The organism is Streptomyces sp. NPDC087310, assembly GCF_044744405.1.
In the GTDB taxonomy this organism is placed as follows: domain Bacteria; phylum Actinomycetota; class Actinomycetes; order Streptomycetales; family Streptomycetaceae; genus Streptomyces.
Genome location: NZ_JBIUYF010000012.1, coordinates 89284 through 101611 on the forward strand (window position 1 = coordinate 89284; position 12328 = coordinate 101611).

General features: G+C 70.8%; 11 protein-coding genes and 1 riboswitch. Of the genes, 4 read left to right on the top strand and 7 right to left on the bottom strand.

Translation table 11 applies throughout. The features are described from left to right. Positions 1-184: 184 nt before the first annotated feature. From ACIO3P_RS36010 to ACIO3P_RS36025, 4 genes are all read left to right on the top strand, one after another. A complete protein-coding gene (locus tag ACIO3P_RS36010) occupies positions 185-913 on the top strand; it encodes an ABC transporter ATP-binding protein (RefSeq protein WP_401797091.1) in 729 nt (242 codons plus the stop codon). Further along, positions 895-2250 carry a hypothetical protein gene (locus ACIO3P_RS36015; RefSeq protein WP_401855391.1) on the top strand — a complete coding sequence of 452 codons (1356 nt, stop codon included), beginning with the start codon at positions 895-897 and terminating at the stop codon, positions 2248-2250. Before ACIO3P_RS36010 ends, ACIO3P_RS36015 begins: the two co-directional genes overlap by 19 nt. 290 nt (positions 2251-2540) lie before the next feature. Continuing rightward, positions 2541-3665, top strand: a complete 1125-nt coding sequence (locus tag ACIO3P_RS36020) for an LOG family protein (protein ID WP_401855394.1) — start codon at positions 2541-2543, stop codon at positions 3663-3665. 135 nt (positions 3666-3800) lie between these two features. After that, positions 3801-4223 (top strand): nuclear transport factor 2 family protein, encoded by a 423-nt coding sequence (locus ACIO3P_RS36025; protein WP_401855396.1) that lies wholly within the window; start codon positions 3801-3803, stop codon positions 4221-4223. 7 nt (positions 4224-4230) lie between these two features. On the opposite strand, the gene ACIO3P_RS36030 is transcribed toward ACIO3P_RS36025, so the two are convergent. From ACIO3P_RS36030 to pyrH, 7 genes are all read right to left on the bottom strand, one after another. After that, positions 4231-5316: an ABC transporter ATP-binding protein gene (locus ACIO3P_RS36030; RefSeq protein WP_329823010.1), complete on the bottom strand. Its 1086-nt coding sequence runs from the start codon at positions 5314-5316 to the stop codon at positions 4231-4233. Then, the gene (locus ACIO3P_RS36035; RefSeq protein WP_401855399.1) at positions 5316-6929 is read right to left on the bottom strand and encodes an ABC transporter permease; all 1614 of its coding nucleotides are present in this window, start codon (positions 6927-6929) and stop codon (positions 5316-5318) included. The genes ACIO3P_RS36030 and ACIO3P_RS36035 overlap by 1 nt, the downstream gene beginning before the upstream one ends. 164 nt (positions 6930-7093) lie before the next feature. Further along, on the bottom strand, positions 7094-8218 hold the full coding sequence (locus ACIO3P_RS36040) for a thiamine ABC transporter substrate binding subunit (RefSeq protein WP_401855401.1): 1125 nt from the start codon (positions 8216-8218) through the stop codon (positions 7094-7096). Positions 8219-8309: 91 nt separating this feature from the next. Then, positions 8310-8435: riboswitch (TPP riboswitch) on the bottom strand. A gap of 39 nt (positions 8436-8474) precedes the next feature. Continuing rightward, positions 8475-9581, bottom strand: a complete 1107-nt coding sequence (gene rlmN / locus ACIO3P_RS36045; protein ID WP_329823013.1) for a 23S rRNA (adenine(2503)-C(2))-methyltransferase RlmN — start codon at positions 9579-9581, stop codon at positions 8475-8477. Positions 9582-9811: 230 nt separating this feature from the next. Continuing rightward, positions 9812-10879 carry a phosphatidate cytidylyltransferase gene (locus ACIO3P_RS36050; RefSeq protein WP_329823014.1) on the bottom strand — a complete coding sequence of 356 codons (1068 nt, stop codon included), beginning with the start codon at positions 10877-10879 and terminating at the stop codon, positions 9812-9814. Further along, on the bottom strand, positions 10879-11436 hold the full coding sequence (gene frr / locus ACIO3P_RS36055; RefSeq protein WP_046499668.1) for a ribosome recycling factor: 558 nt from the start codon (positions 11434-11436) through the stop codon (positions 10879-10881). Before frr ends, ACIO3P_RS36050 begins: the two co-directional genes overlap by 1 nt. Before the next feature lie 127 nt (positions 11437-11563). Beyond that, on the bottom strand, positions 11564-12328 hold the full coding sequence (gene pyrH / locus ACIO3P_RS36060) for a UMP kinase (RefSeq protein WP_329823015.1): 765 nt from the start codon (positions 12326-12328) through the stop codon (positions 11564-11566).

A 12328-nucleotide genomic window follows, 5' to 3' on the forward strand; every position in this document is an offset into this window, starting at 1 on the left:
GAAGCGTCCGGGTGCCCCCTTTCGGGTGAGAAGGGCGGCACCCGGGCCTGTGATGTGCGCTCTCCCCGCTCCGAATACCTAGCGTGCCCCATGACCGATCGTCGCCGCCCTCGTTCCGCCGGACGAAGGATGGCAGGGAAGCGCCGAGGCGCACCCACATCCGATCAGAACCGAGGTGTACGCCATGGTGGCCCCGCCGGACAACGACGTGCTCTGGGCGCGTTCCCTGAACTACTCCCACAACGGATCGCCCGCGCTCGACGGCGTCTCGCTCGGCGTGCGCGAGGGCGAGATCCTCGCCGTGAACGGTTCACGCGGCAGCGGCAAGACGACGCTGCTCCGATGCCTGTCGGGGCAGTTGGTTCCCCAGCAGGGCGAGGTCTGGTTCAACAGCTCGCCGGTGCACACCATGAGCCCGCTGCTGCGTGAACGGCTGCGCCGCGACCGCTTCGGCTGGATCGGGCCCGAGCCTGCGCTCGTTCCCGAGCTGACCTCGTGGGAGAACGCCGCCCTGCCCCTGCTGATGCGCGGTACGTCGCGCCGTGCCGCCAAGACCGCCGCTCTGGAGTGGCTGGAACGGCTGGACATCGGCCCCTGTGCCCGTAAACGGCCGTACGCCCTCTTCCGGTCCCAGCAGCAACGCGTCGCCGTCGCACGCGCCCTGGTCACCGAGCCCTCGGTCGTCTTCGCCGACGAACCGACGGCGCCGCTGCACCGTACGGACCGGGCGCAGGTGCTCCGTACGCTGACCACCGCGGCGCGCTCGCACCGGATCACCGTCGTCCTCGCCACCCTGGACCCGGAGGTCGCGACGCTCGCCGACCGTACGGTCACCCTGATCGACGGGCGGCGCGACAATTCGCCGCGGCCGTCCGAGGCGGAAGGCCGCGCCGCGTGCTCGCTCTCCGTCTAAGCCGCGGCACACACCCCTTGGTCCTGATCCGGCGGCTGCTGGTCGTCGCGGCGTCGGCGGGGGTCGGCTTCCTGATGCTGTGCACTCTCGGCTGGGCGATGGGCCACCCGGCGGGGTCGCCGGTCCGGCTCCTCTGGTGTCTGGTCCCGCTCGCGGCGGCGGTGCAGCTCGCCGTGGCGGTGGCACGCACCGAACCGCGCATGCGACCGCGCTCCGGACTGTCGGCGGTGGGCCTAGGCCCGGCGCGGCTCACGGTGCTCGCGGCGACGTCGACGGCGATCTCCTGCACGCTGGGCAGCTCCGTGGCGCTGCTGTTCTTCCTGCATCTGCGCGGCGACCTGACGGGCCTGCCGTTCGACGGTGAAGCGGCGGAGCTGCTGGCCGCGGGCCGGCCTCTGCCGTTCGGCGCGGCGCTGACGCTGCTGGCGGCCGCACCGGTCCTGGCGACGATGGCGACGGGGATTGCCCTACGGAGGCGCGGATACGCCGAGGCGAGGGTCACGGGCGCCGTACGGGCCGTTTCGAGAGCCCGGGTGACGGCGAGCGTCGGAAGCAGCAACGGTGCCTCCATCGCGGCCACTTCCGTCTCGGAAACCTCGGATACGGATGAGGTCACGCCCGCCGCCGACGGGCCCGTAACGGTGCACACGGGCACGTCCGTCCTCTCCCCCGTGCCTGTGCCTGTCCCCGCGCCGGTGCCCGAGCCGGTGGCCGCGCCGCATCCCGCGCCCACGCCGGCGGGTCTCCCCTGGGGCGTCGCGCTCACAGCCGCCGGCCTCGCGGTCGAGACGTACGCGAGCCGAGAAGGGGGAGGCTCCGCGCTGCCGCTGCCCGGTCAGTTCGACGGAAGCTCCGCCGCAGTCCTGGCCGGCTGGTCACTGACCGCCGTCGGCCTGGCGCTGGCAGGCCCGGGCATCATGCATCTCTGTGGCTGGCTGCTCCAGGTCATGCGCCCCGGGGCACTCCGTCTGCTGGCCGGACGGACCTTGATGGCCGAGTCGCGACGTATCGGCCGCCCCGTGGGCGTGCTGTGCGCGGTGGTGTCGGGCACGTTCGCCGCGGCGTCCTTGTACGGCCCTACGGACGAGCGCCCCTTCGGCCCACTCACCGCGCTCGGCGCGACTCTGGTCATCGGCTGTACAGCGGCCACGGTGCTGATGGCGTCCTTGGAAACGCGGCAGACGCGAGCCTCGACGACCGAGAGTCTCCGCCTTGTGGGCGCCCCGGCGGCGCTGCTGCGTACGGCGGTGCTGGTGAGGGCGGCCACCGTGGTGGCGGTCTTCACGCCCTTGACCTGGGCCGTGGCAGCGCTGGCGGCGATCCCGCTGTCCACGTAGACGCGGCGCCGACGGGTACGCCGCACCACGGGGCGCGGGCGGCCCGAGGGCGGCGGCCCCGCGCCGTCGGCCCGACAGCCCGGCCCTGCGGTGCGGTGTACGCCCCGTGACGCCGCGTCGTACGACGCACCGGGGCCCCGTGGCGCCGCGGCGTACGACGCGCCGTACGCCGCGCAAGGGAGCCCACGGGGCGTCCGCGCTCGCGCCCCGTCGCACGGTGCCGCTTCAGCTCGCAGCCTCCTCCACCCGCCCCAAGGACCGGGTTCAGGAGGATCCCCTATCGTGAGCCCATGTCGAACGACAAGCAGCCCACCGCGCACCGCCAGGACCGCGAGATCGAGTCCCTCGACGAGTTCGACCGCACCGTACGGTCCCTGGGGACACTCCGCGGATACCGCGTGCAGTCCGTCGATCTGACGGCCCGTACGCCGGAACTCCTCCGTGTCGACACCGCCGACACCGTCTTCCTCGGCTGCCCCATGGAGCCCGACGCCGCGTCGAAGGTGCGCGCCGACGATGCCATGGTCTTCCCGCCCGTGCCCAATCTGCCGTTCGACCCGTACCGGGGGTTCCTCTACTCCCCCGAGCAGCTCTTCGAGGGCCTTGCGGACGGCGGCTACGAGGCCACCCCCGACGCCCTCGCCTACGCCTGGTTCCAGCGGACCAAGGCCGACGGCGACATATTCGCGTCCATGCTGCGCTCCGTGCACGACGACGCGGTCTCGGACGCCCTGGACGAACTCGTGGTCGGCGCGCGCGTCGTGGGCGTCATGGGCGGGCACGCGATGGCCCGTGGCACCGACGCGTACGCCGGTGCGGCCCGCCTCGGACGCTCCCTCACCCGTACGGGGCTGACCGTGGCCACCGGTGGCGGCCCCGGCGCCATGGAGGCCGCGAACCTGGGCGCGTACGCCGCTTCCCACCCGGACGAGATGCTGGACAAGGCTCTCGAAGTGCTCGCCGAGGCCCCGTCGTTCGTCCCCTCCGTCTCGGCATGGGCGCAGGCCGCCTTCGAGGTCAGGGCGCGCTGGCCGAAGGGCGACGGCTCGATCGGAATCCCCACCTGGTTCTACGGCCACGAACCGCCCAACGCCTTCGCCGGCCACATCGCCAAGTATTTCGCCAACGCGACCCGCGAGGACGGCTTGCTGGCCCGCTCGAACGCGGGGGTGGTCTTCCTGCCCGGTGCGGCGGGCACCGTCCAGGAGATCTTCGACAACGCGACGCCGAACTACTACCAGTCGCGCGGCGAACCGACCCCGATGGTCCTGGTCGACCGCGCCCACTGGACCGAGCGGCTCCCGACGTGGCCGCTGCTCCAAGCGCTGGCGAAGGAACGCCCGATGGAGGCACGGATCGCGCTCGTCGACTCGGTGGACGAAGCCCCTGCGGCGCTCGCCAGGCTCTCCAACTGAACGACGCGGTCTCCGACTCCGCGTCAACGTCCGCCGCTCCGCCGACGGCATGACCCGTGAGGTAATCGACGCCGCGGCCACTGCGCGACAGGCTCGCCCCTGTACGGACACGCACGCTTGAGCAGGGGATCTCACATGGCCGACGGCACCGCCCTCACCGAACGCACTCGCTCCACCGCCCGGCTTCTGCTCCAACGGATCGCGGAGGGCGACCCCGCCCGTATCGCCGAACTGTTCGCGGAGAAGGTGGACTGGGTCATCGCCGACAACTCCGCTGTCCCGTGGATCCGGCCCCGCACGACGCGCGCCGACGTCGCGGACCACTTCCGGGAACTCGCCGAGGGACAGTATCCCGACCCGGACGGCTCCTCCGTGGACGTTCTTGTCGCGGACGGTGCGGAGGCCGCGCTCAGTGGCCGGCTCGCGGGCACCGTACGGGGCACGGGCAGGTCGTTCCGCTCGCCCTTCGCCATGCGGCTGACCGTGGAGGACGGCCTGATCACCCGCTACCGCGTCTACGAGGACAGCCTCGCCATCGCCGCCGCCTGCACTCCGTGAGCCGGGTTCAGGGCGCTGCCTCTACGCCCCGTACGGGGCGCTCGTCCCTCTCCTCCAGGACCACCACGTCCTCGGCGGCGAAGGCGACCCCTACCGTCGTACCCTCCGCCGGGGCTTCGTGCAGCCCGCACTCGGCCTCCAGGACCGGTCCGTCACCGGGCCGGTCCGGGCGCAGCAGTACGGCGACGCGACTGCCCCGGAACGTACGGGCCTCGACGGTGCAGCGCAGCCCCTGCGCGGCGTCGACCAGCCGTACGCCGGCCGGCCGTACCAGGAGCAGACGTTCCCCCCGTGCGGAGCCGTTCGGTACGGGAATCCGGCCCCAGGCGGTGTCTGCGGCCCCGTCGCGCACCGTCGCGGCCACGACATTGTCGAAGCCGAGGAACCGTGCCACGAACGCGGAGGCCGGCCGCTGCCAGACCTCCAGCGGTGTGCCGCTCTGGGCGATGCGGCCGTCGCGCATCACCACGACGCGGTCGGCCAGCGCGAATGCCTCGCCCTGGTCGTGAGTGACGGCGAGCACGGTCGTGCCGAGCCGTCCGAAGAGGCCGCGCAGTTCGACCACGAGACGCTCGCGCAGGCTCCGGTCCAACTGGCCGAGCGGCTCGTCCAGCATCAGCAGCCGCGGCCGGGGCGCGAGCGCCCGGGCCAGGGCGACCCGTTGCTGTTCGCCGCCGGACAGCGCGGCGACGGCGCGCCGTCCGGCGCCCGGCAGTCCCACGAGTTCGAGCAGTTCGTCGACCCGCCGGGACTGCTCGTCGCGGGACGCGCCGCGCATCCGCAGGCCGAAGGCGACGTTCCCCGCCACGTCGCGCTGTGGGAAGAGCTGGTGGTCCTGGAACATCAGCCCGACGCCACGCCGGTGCACCGGCACCCCCGACTGGTCGGCGCCGTCGAGGGAGACCTGCCCGCGGTCCGGGGCCTGGAGACCCGCCACGACGCGCAGCAGTGTCGACTTGCCACTGCCGCTCGGCCCGAGCACACAGACGATCTCGTGCTCGGCGACCTCCAGATCGACCGCGTCGAGCGCGGCGTACGGTGCGGTGCCGGTGCCGAACCGTACGGTCACGTCCGACAGGGTCAGCAAAGCCATCAGAACTCTCCGGAGCGGTCGGTACGGATACGTTCGAGCGCCAGCAGCGACACCGCGCACACCACCATCAGGACCGTGGACAGTGCCATCGCCTGCCCGTAGTTGAGCTCGCCGGGCCGGCTCAGCAGCCGCGCCACGGCCACCGGCAGGGTCGGCCGGTCGGGACGCGCGATGAAGACCGTCGCGCCGAACTCACCGAGCGAGACGGCGAAGGCGAACCCTGCCGCGACGAGCGTGGCCCGCCGTACCAACGGCAGGTCGATCTCCCGCCAAGCGCGCAGCGGGGACGCCCCGAGGACGGCCGCCGCCTCGCGCAGCCGCCCGTCGACCGCGCGCAGCACCGGCAGCATGGTCCGTACGACGAAGGGCACACCCACCAGCGCCTGGGCGAGCGGCACGAGGATCCAGGAGGCCCGCAGGTCGAGCGGCGGCTTGTCGAGCGTGATCAGGAAGCCGAAGCCGACGGTGACGGCGGAGACGCCGAGCGGCAGCATCAGCAGCGCGTCGAAGCCCCGTACGAGGCGTCCGGCGCGACGGGTCAGCGCGGCGGCGGCGAGGCCGCCGATCACCACCGCGATGGCCGTGGCCACCAGCGCGAACCGCAGCGAGTTCCAGACCGCCTCCAGCGGTGGCACAAGGAAGGTGCCGCCGCTCGCGTCCACCGAGGCGAGCGCCCGGTAATGGGCGAATCCGTACCCGCCGGGGCCGTCGAGGGAACGCTCGACGAGCACCCCCAGCGGCAGAAGGATCAGCAGCGCGACGGTCGCGAGCACGCCGCCTAGCAGCGCCCACTGCCCGGTTCCGCGGGGCCGGCGCGCGGTCTGCGCCGGGTCGACCAGCTTCAGCGCGGTCTCCCGCCTCCGTACGGTCCCGGCGTGTACGGCGAGGATCGCGCCGACCGCCGCGAACTGCACCAGCGTCAGCACGGCGGCGGTGGGAAGGTCGAGGAGTTGCGCGGTCTGCCGGTAGATCTCGACCTCAAGGGTGGAGAAGCCGGGACCGCCGAGGATCTGTACGACGCCGAAGGAGGTGAAGGTGAAGAGGAAGACCATCAGCGCCGCGGCGGCGACGGCGGGGGCGAGCGCGGGAAGCGTCACACGCCACCACGCCGCGAGACGCCCGGCGCCCAGTACACGCGCGGCTTCCTCCTGGCGCGGGTCGAGCTGTGACCACAGGCCGCCCACGGTGCGTACGACCACCGCGTAGTTGAAGAAGACATGGGCGAGAAGGATGGCCCAGACGGTGGTGTCGAGCCGTACGCCCCACAGGTCGTCGAGGAGACCGCCGCGTCCGAGAAGGGCCAGGAAGGCGGTGCCGACGACGACGGTGGGCAGCACGAAGGGCACGGTGACGACGGCGCGCAGGAGTTGCTTCCCCGGGAAGGCGAAGCGCGCGAAGACATAGGCGCCGGGCAGCGCGATCAGCAGTGTGAGCGCGGTGGAGGCGAGCGCCTGCCACGTGGTGAACCACAGGACGCCGAGGATGTCGGGGCGGCTCAGTACGTCGCCGACGCGGCCGAACTGCCAGGCACCGTCCGCCTTGAGGCCGCGGCCGACGATCGCGGCCACGGGATAGGCGAAGAAGACGGCGAAGAAGGCGAGAGGCCCGGCCATGAGGGCGAGGCGTACAGCGTTTCCACGCCCACGCCCACGTCGGCGCCCTTGCCGCTCCAGGCGCCGCAAAGCGCCCCGTAGGCCGCCCCGTACGCCGCCACCGCGCCGCACGGCGCCTCGCCCGCTCCGGCCGTCCCGCGCCGCCCGGCCCTTCTCCTCGGCGGTTACTTCACTACGAGTGAGGACCACGACTGGATCCACTGCTCACGGTTGGCGGCGATGCGGTCGGGTGCCACGGTCTCGGGCCGGTCGACGGTCGCGCCGAACTTCGTGAACAGCTCGGGCAGCGCGACGCCCTTGACCACCGGGTTGACGAACATGTTCAGCGGCATGTCCGCCTGGAATTTCTCACTGATCAGGAAGTCCAGCAGGGCCTTGCCGCCCGCCACGTTCTTCGCGCCGTCGAGCAGCCCCGCGAACTCGGTCTGCCGGAAGCACGTACCCGTGGAGACTCCTGTCGGGGCCTGCTGGGGCTGCGGCTTCGCGTACAGCACCTCGACAGGCGGGCTGGAGGCGTACGAGACGACCAGCGGCCGGTCGCCCTTGGCCTTCTTGCCGCCCGCGGAGCCGGAGAAGCTCTCGTTGTACGCCTGCTCCCAGCCGTCGACGACCTGGACGCCGTTGGCCTTGAGCTTCTTCCAGTAGTCCTGCCAGCCGTCGTCCCCGTAGCGCGCGACGGTACCCAGGAGGAAGCCGAGGCCGGGCGAGGAGGTCGCTGCGTTCTCGGTGACGAGGAGGTTCTTGTACTGGGGCTTGATCAGGTCGTCGAAGGACTGCGGCGGCGCAAGCTTCTTGTCCGCGAAGTACTTCTTGTCGTAGTTAATACAAATATCGCCGTTGTCGATCGGGGTGACCCGATGCTTCTCCTTGTCGAGCCGCACGCTCGCGTCGACCCGGTCCAGGCCCTTCGCCTCGTACGGCGTGAACAGGCCGTTGTCGAGGGCGCGGGAGAGCAGGGTGTTGTCGACACCGAAGAAGACGTCGCCCTGGGGCGATCCCTTGGTCAGGATCTCCTTGTTGAGCGCCGCGCCGGCATCGCCGCTCTTCAGCACCTTGACGGTGTAGCCGGTCTCCTTGGTGAACTCCTTCAGCACCGCGGGGGACGCGTTGAACGAGTCATGGCTGACGAGGGTGACGGTCTTGGACTTCGTGCCACCGCTCCCCCCGTCGCCGGACGACGCTGAGCCGTCGGAGCCGCCACAGGCGGCGAGGGTGGCGACACCGAGGGTCGCCGCGAGCGCGGCGTACGCCGCGTTTCTGACGCCGGTACGGGTACGGATGGTGCTCACTGATTTTCCTCCTGGGATGTCCAGGAGAAGACGCGGCCCTGTCCGGGGGCCGGCCGTAGGTACGGTCCGGGCCCCGGACAGGGCGCAACAGCTTGAGTGATGTCCGAACTTCCTACCCAGAATGACCTGGGCAAGGTTCAGAGGGTCTGCGACCGCTGCCCGCTCTCACGGACATGTGCCGCACTCTCAGCGCTGTGGCGCTCCCCTGTCGGAAAATATGCAATGCGTTTCGAGCCAAGGTTACCCCCAGGCCCCGCTAGCGCTCCGTGGCGGCCAACTGTCCGCACGCCCCGTCGATCTCCTGACCACGTGTGTCCCGCACGGTCACCGGCACGCCGTGCGCCGCGATCGCCTCGACGAACTTCTTCTCGTCCTCCGGGCGCGACGCCGTCCACTTCGAGCCCGGCGTCGGGTTGAGCGGGATCAGGTTGACGTGGACCCGCTTGCCCTTGAGGAGCCGACCCAGCCGGTCGCCACGCCATGCCTGGTCGTTGATGTCGCGGATCAGGGCGTACTCGATGGAGATCCGGCGGCCGGACTTCTCCGCGTACTCCCACGCGGCGTCCAGCACCTCCCGTACCTTCCAGCGCGTATTGACCGGAACGAGGGTGTCGCGCAGCTCGTCGTCGGGGGCGTGCAGGGAGACCGCGAGCCGGCACTTGAAGCCCTCGTCGGCGAAGCGCAGCATCGCGGGCACCAGTCCGACCGTGGAGACGGTGATCCCGCGCTGCGAGATGCCCAGACCGTCCGGCTCGGGGTCGGTGAGCCGGCGGATCGCGCCGACGACGCGCTTGTAGTTGGCGAGGGGCTCGCCCATGCCCATGAAGACGATGTTGGACAGCCGCGCGGGGCCACCGGGGACCTCGCCGTCGCGCAGGGCGCGCATCCCGTCGACGATCTGGTGGACGATCTCCGCGGTGGACAGGTTGCGGTCCAGCCCGGCCTGTCCGGTCGCGCAGAAGGGGCAGTTCATCCCGCAGCCCGCCTGCGACGAGATGCACATGGTGACCCGGTCGGGATAGCGCATCAGTACGGACTCGACGAGCGTGCCGTCATGCAGCCGCCAGAGCGTCTTACGGGTCGTGTCGTCGTCGCACGAGATGTGCCGTACCACCGACATCAGCTCGGGCAGCAGTTCCGTCGCGAGTTTCTGTCGCGCGGCGGCCGGGATGTCGGTCCACTGCTCGGGATCGTGCGCGTAGCGCGCGAAGTAGTGCTGCGACAGTTGCTTGGCGCGGAACGCCTTCTCCCCGATGGCGGCGACGGCCTCGCGGCGCTCGGCGGGGGTGAGGTCGGCGAGATGCCGCGGGGGCTTCTTGGCTCCGCGGGGCGCGACGAAAGTGAGTTCTCCGGGTGCAGGCATGGTCCGTCCAGTGTCGCAGACGACGCCGCGTGGCCCGTTCCCCGTGCATCGGCACCATGGGAGAGGGGGTACGCCGCCCTGTGGGCGGCGTACCCCCTCCTCTGAAGCACGCAGAAGCACGCACCGTCCCCGCACGGGTCCCGAGCGGTACCTGGCAGCACCTTTGCCCGTGTCAGAACCGTCGGAGCCGCCAAAACCGTCAGTCACAGCGGGCAGGGCGGTCGGGACGTTCAGGACCCGACGAAGAGCACCAGCAGCAGCCAGACCACCGGCGCCGTGGGCAGCAGCGAGTCGAGCCGGTCCATGATCCCGCCGTGTCCCGGCAGCAGCGTCCCCATGTCCTTGATCCCGAGGTCACGCTTGATCATGGACTCGCCGAGGTCGCCGAGCGTGGCGCTGGCCGCGACGGCCAGGCCGATCAGCAGCCCCTGCCACCAGGCGCCACCGTCGATCAGGAACTCCATCAGCAGCGCGCCGGCCACCATCGCGAAGGTGACGGCGCCGCCGAGCCCCTCCCAGGTCTTGCCGGGGCTGATACGCGGCGCGAGCTTGTGCGTACCGAAGCGCCAGCCGACGGCGTACGCGCCGGTGTCGCTGACGACGGTCAGCACGAGGAACATCAGCACACGCTGCGAACCGTCCCCCGCCGTGAGCATCATCGCGACGAAGGTCGCCAGGAACGGCACGTAGAACGCGGCGAAGACCCCCGCGGTGACGTCCTTGAGGTAGCCCTCAGGCGGCTCCGTCATGCGCCAGATCAGCACGGCGAGCGCGGTGAGGGCCATCGCGACCCAGGCGCCCTCCGCGCCGCGCGCGTACCCGGCGACGACCATCGCGGCGCCGCCCACGGCCAGCGGCACGAGCGGTGCCTTGATGCCCTTCTTCTCGTCGAGCCGCGAGGTCAGCTCCCACAACCCCACGACCACGGCGATCGCTATGACACCGATGAACACGGCCTTGACGATGAAGAGCGACGCGGCGACCACCGCCCCGAGCCCGACACCGACTCCTATGGCCGCGCGCAGATCACGACCGGCCCGCTTCTTCGGCGGGGACGGCGGGGGGACGGCCATGGGCTCCTGCGGAGTCTCGTCGCGGAACAGGGGGCCGCCCGGCCGAGCAGCCCCCCGGTCGTCGTTCTGGTCCCCGCCGTTCGCGGGTTCGTCGGGCACGATGGGCATGGGCCGAGTCTGCTGTGCGGAATGCTCATCGTATGCGGGACCCGCCGGGGCAGCCCCCTGGTCGGTCGGTCCCCAGTAACCGGCTGTCGGCAAGGCCCCCCGGGAAGAGTCGTTCATCAGACTTCGAGCAGCTCGGCTTCCTTGTGCTTGAGCAGCTCGTCCACCTGCGCGACGTACTTCGCGGTGGTGTCGTCGAGCTCCTTCTCGGCGCGGCGTCCCTCGTCCTCGCCGACCTCTCCGTCCTTGACCAGCTTGTCGATGGTCTCCTTGGCCTTGCGGCGTACGGCGCGGATCGAGATCTTGGAGTCCTCGGCCTTGGTCTTGGCGACCTTGATGAACTCCTTGCGGCGGTCCTGGGTCAGCTCCGGGAACACCACCCGGATGATGTTGCCGTCGTTGCTCGGGTTGACGCCGAGGTCGGAGTCCCGGATGGCCTGCTCGATGTTGCGCAGCGCGCTCTTGTCGAACGGGGTCACCACGGCCATCCGCGCCTCGGGTACGGCGAACGAGGCGAGCTGGTTGATCGGGGTGAGCGCACCGTAGTAGTCCGCCACGATCTTGTTGAACATCGCCGGATGCGCACGCCCGGTGCGGATCGCGGCGAAGTCGTCTTTGGCGACCAGGACGGCCTTCTCCATCTTCTCCTCGGCCTCGAGGAGGGTCTCTTCGATCACCACTTGCTCCTGCGTGTCTTGAGTGGGCCCGGCATGCTTGCCGGCCGGCGGAACCTGCGTCGCGTCCTGTCCTGCACGGTGTCCGACCGGCAGGGCTTTGTCCATCCCCGTACGGGGCAGCCCGGAATCAGCTCCGGGTGCCCTGGTCGCTCACGAGCGTGCCGATCTTCTCACCCTTGACCGCACGCGCGATATTGCCTTCCTTCAGCAATTCGAATACAAGGATCGGCAGCCGGTTGTCCTGGCACAGCGTGATCGCGGTCATGTCGGCGACGCGCAGATCGCCGGCGATGACCTCGCTGTATTCGAGCGCGTCGAACTTGACCGCGTCGGGGTTGGTCTTGGGGTCGGAGTCGTACACCCCGTCCACGCCGTTCTTGCCCATCAACAGCGCCTGGGCGTCGATCTCCAGGGCGCGCTGGGCGGCGGTGGTGTCGGTGGAGAAGTACGGCATGCCCATACCCGCGCCGAAGATGACGACGCGGCCCTTCTCCAGGTGCCGTACGGCCCGCAGCGGGATGTACGGCTCCGCGACCTGGCCCATGGTGATGGCCGTCTGGACGCGGGAGTCGATGCCTTCCTTCTCCAGGAAGTCCTGGAGGGCCAGACAGTTCATGACCGTACCGAGCATGCCCATGTAGTCGGAGCGTGCCCGGTCCATGCCGCGCTGCTGGAGTTCGGCGCCGCGGAAGAAGTTGCCGCCGCCGAGGACGACCGCGATCTGGGCGCCGTCGCGGACGACGGCGGCGATCTCGCGGGCGATGGCGTGTACGACGTCGGGATCGACTCCGAGCGCGCCTCCGCCGGCGAACGCCTCACCGGACAGCTTCAGCATGAAGCGGCGCTTCGCACCGTCGGCGCTCTTCTCGGCGCTCTTGTCGGCCTGTTCCAT

Coding starts and splice junctions, on each gene's coding strand:
- ACIO3P_RS36035 (WP_401855399.1), bottom strand. CDS start 6,929: ATGGCCGGGCCTCTCGCCTTCTTCGCCGTCTTCTTCGCCTATCCCGTG.
- ACIO3P_RS36025 (WP_401855396.1), top strand. CDS start 3,801: ATGGCCGACGGCACCGCCCTCACCGAACGCACTCGCTCCACCGCCCGG.
- ACIO3P_RS36050 (WP_329823014.1), bottom strand. CDS start 10,879: ATGAACGACTCTTCCCGGGGGGCCTTGCCGACAGCCGGTTACTGGGGA.
- ACIO3P_RS36030 (WP_329823010.1), bottom strand. CDS start 5,316: ATGGCTTTGCTGACCCTGTCGGACGTGACCGTACGGTTCGGCACCGGC.
- rlmN (WP_329823013.1), bottom strand. CDS start 9,581: ATGCCTGCACCCGGAGAACTCACTTTCGTCGCGCCCCGCGGAGCCAAG.
- pyrH (WP_329823015.1), bottom strand. CDS start 12,328: ATGGAACAGGCCGACAAGAGCGCCGAGAAGAGCGCCGACGGTGCGAAG.
- ACIO3P_RS36020 (WP_401855394.1), top strand. CDS start 2,541: ATGTCGAACGACAAGCAGCCCACCGCGCACCGCCAGGACCGCGAGATC.
- ACIO3P_RS36010 (WP_401797091.1), top strand. CDS start 185: ATGGTGGCCCCGCCGGACAACGACGTGCTCTGGGCGCGTTCCCTGAAC.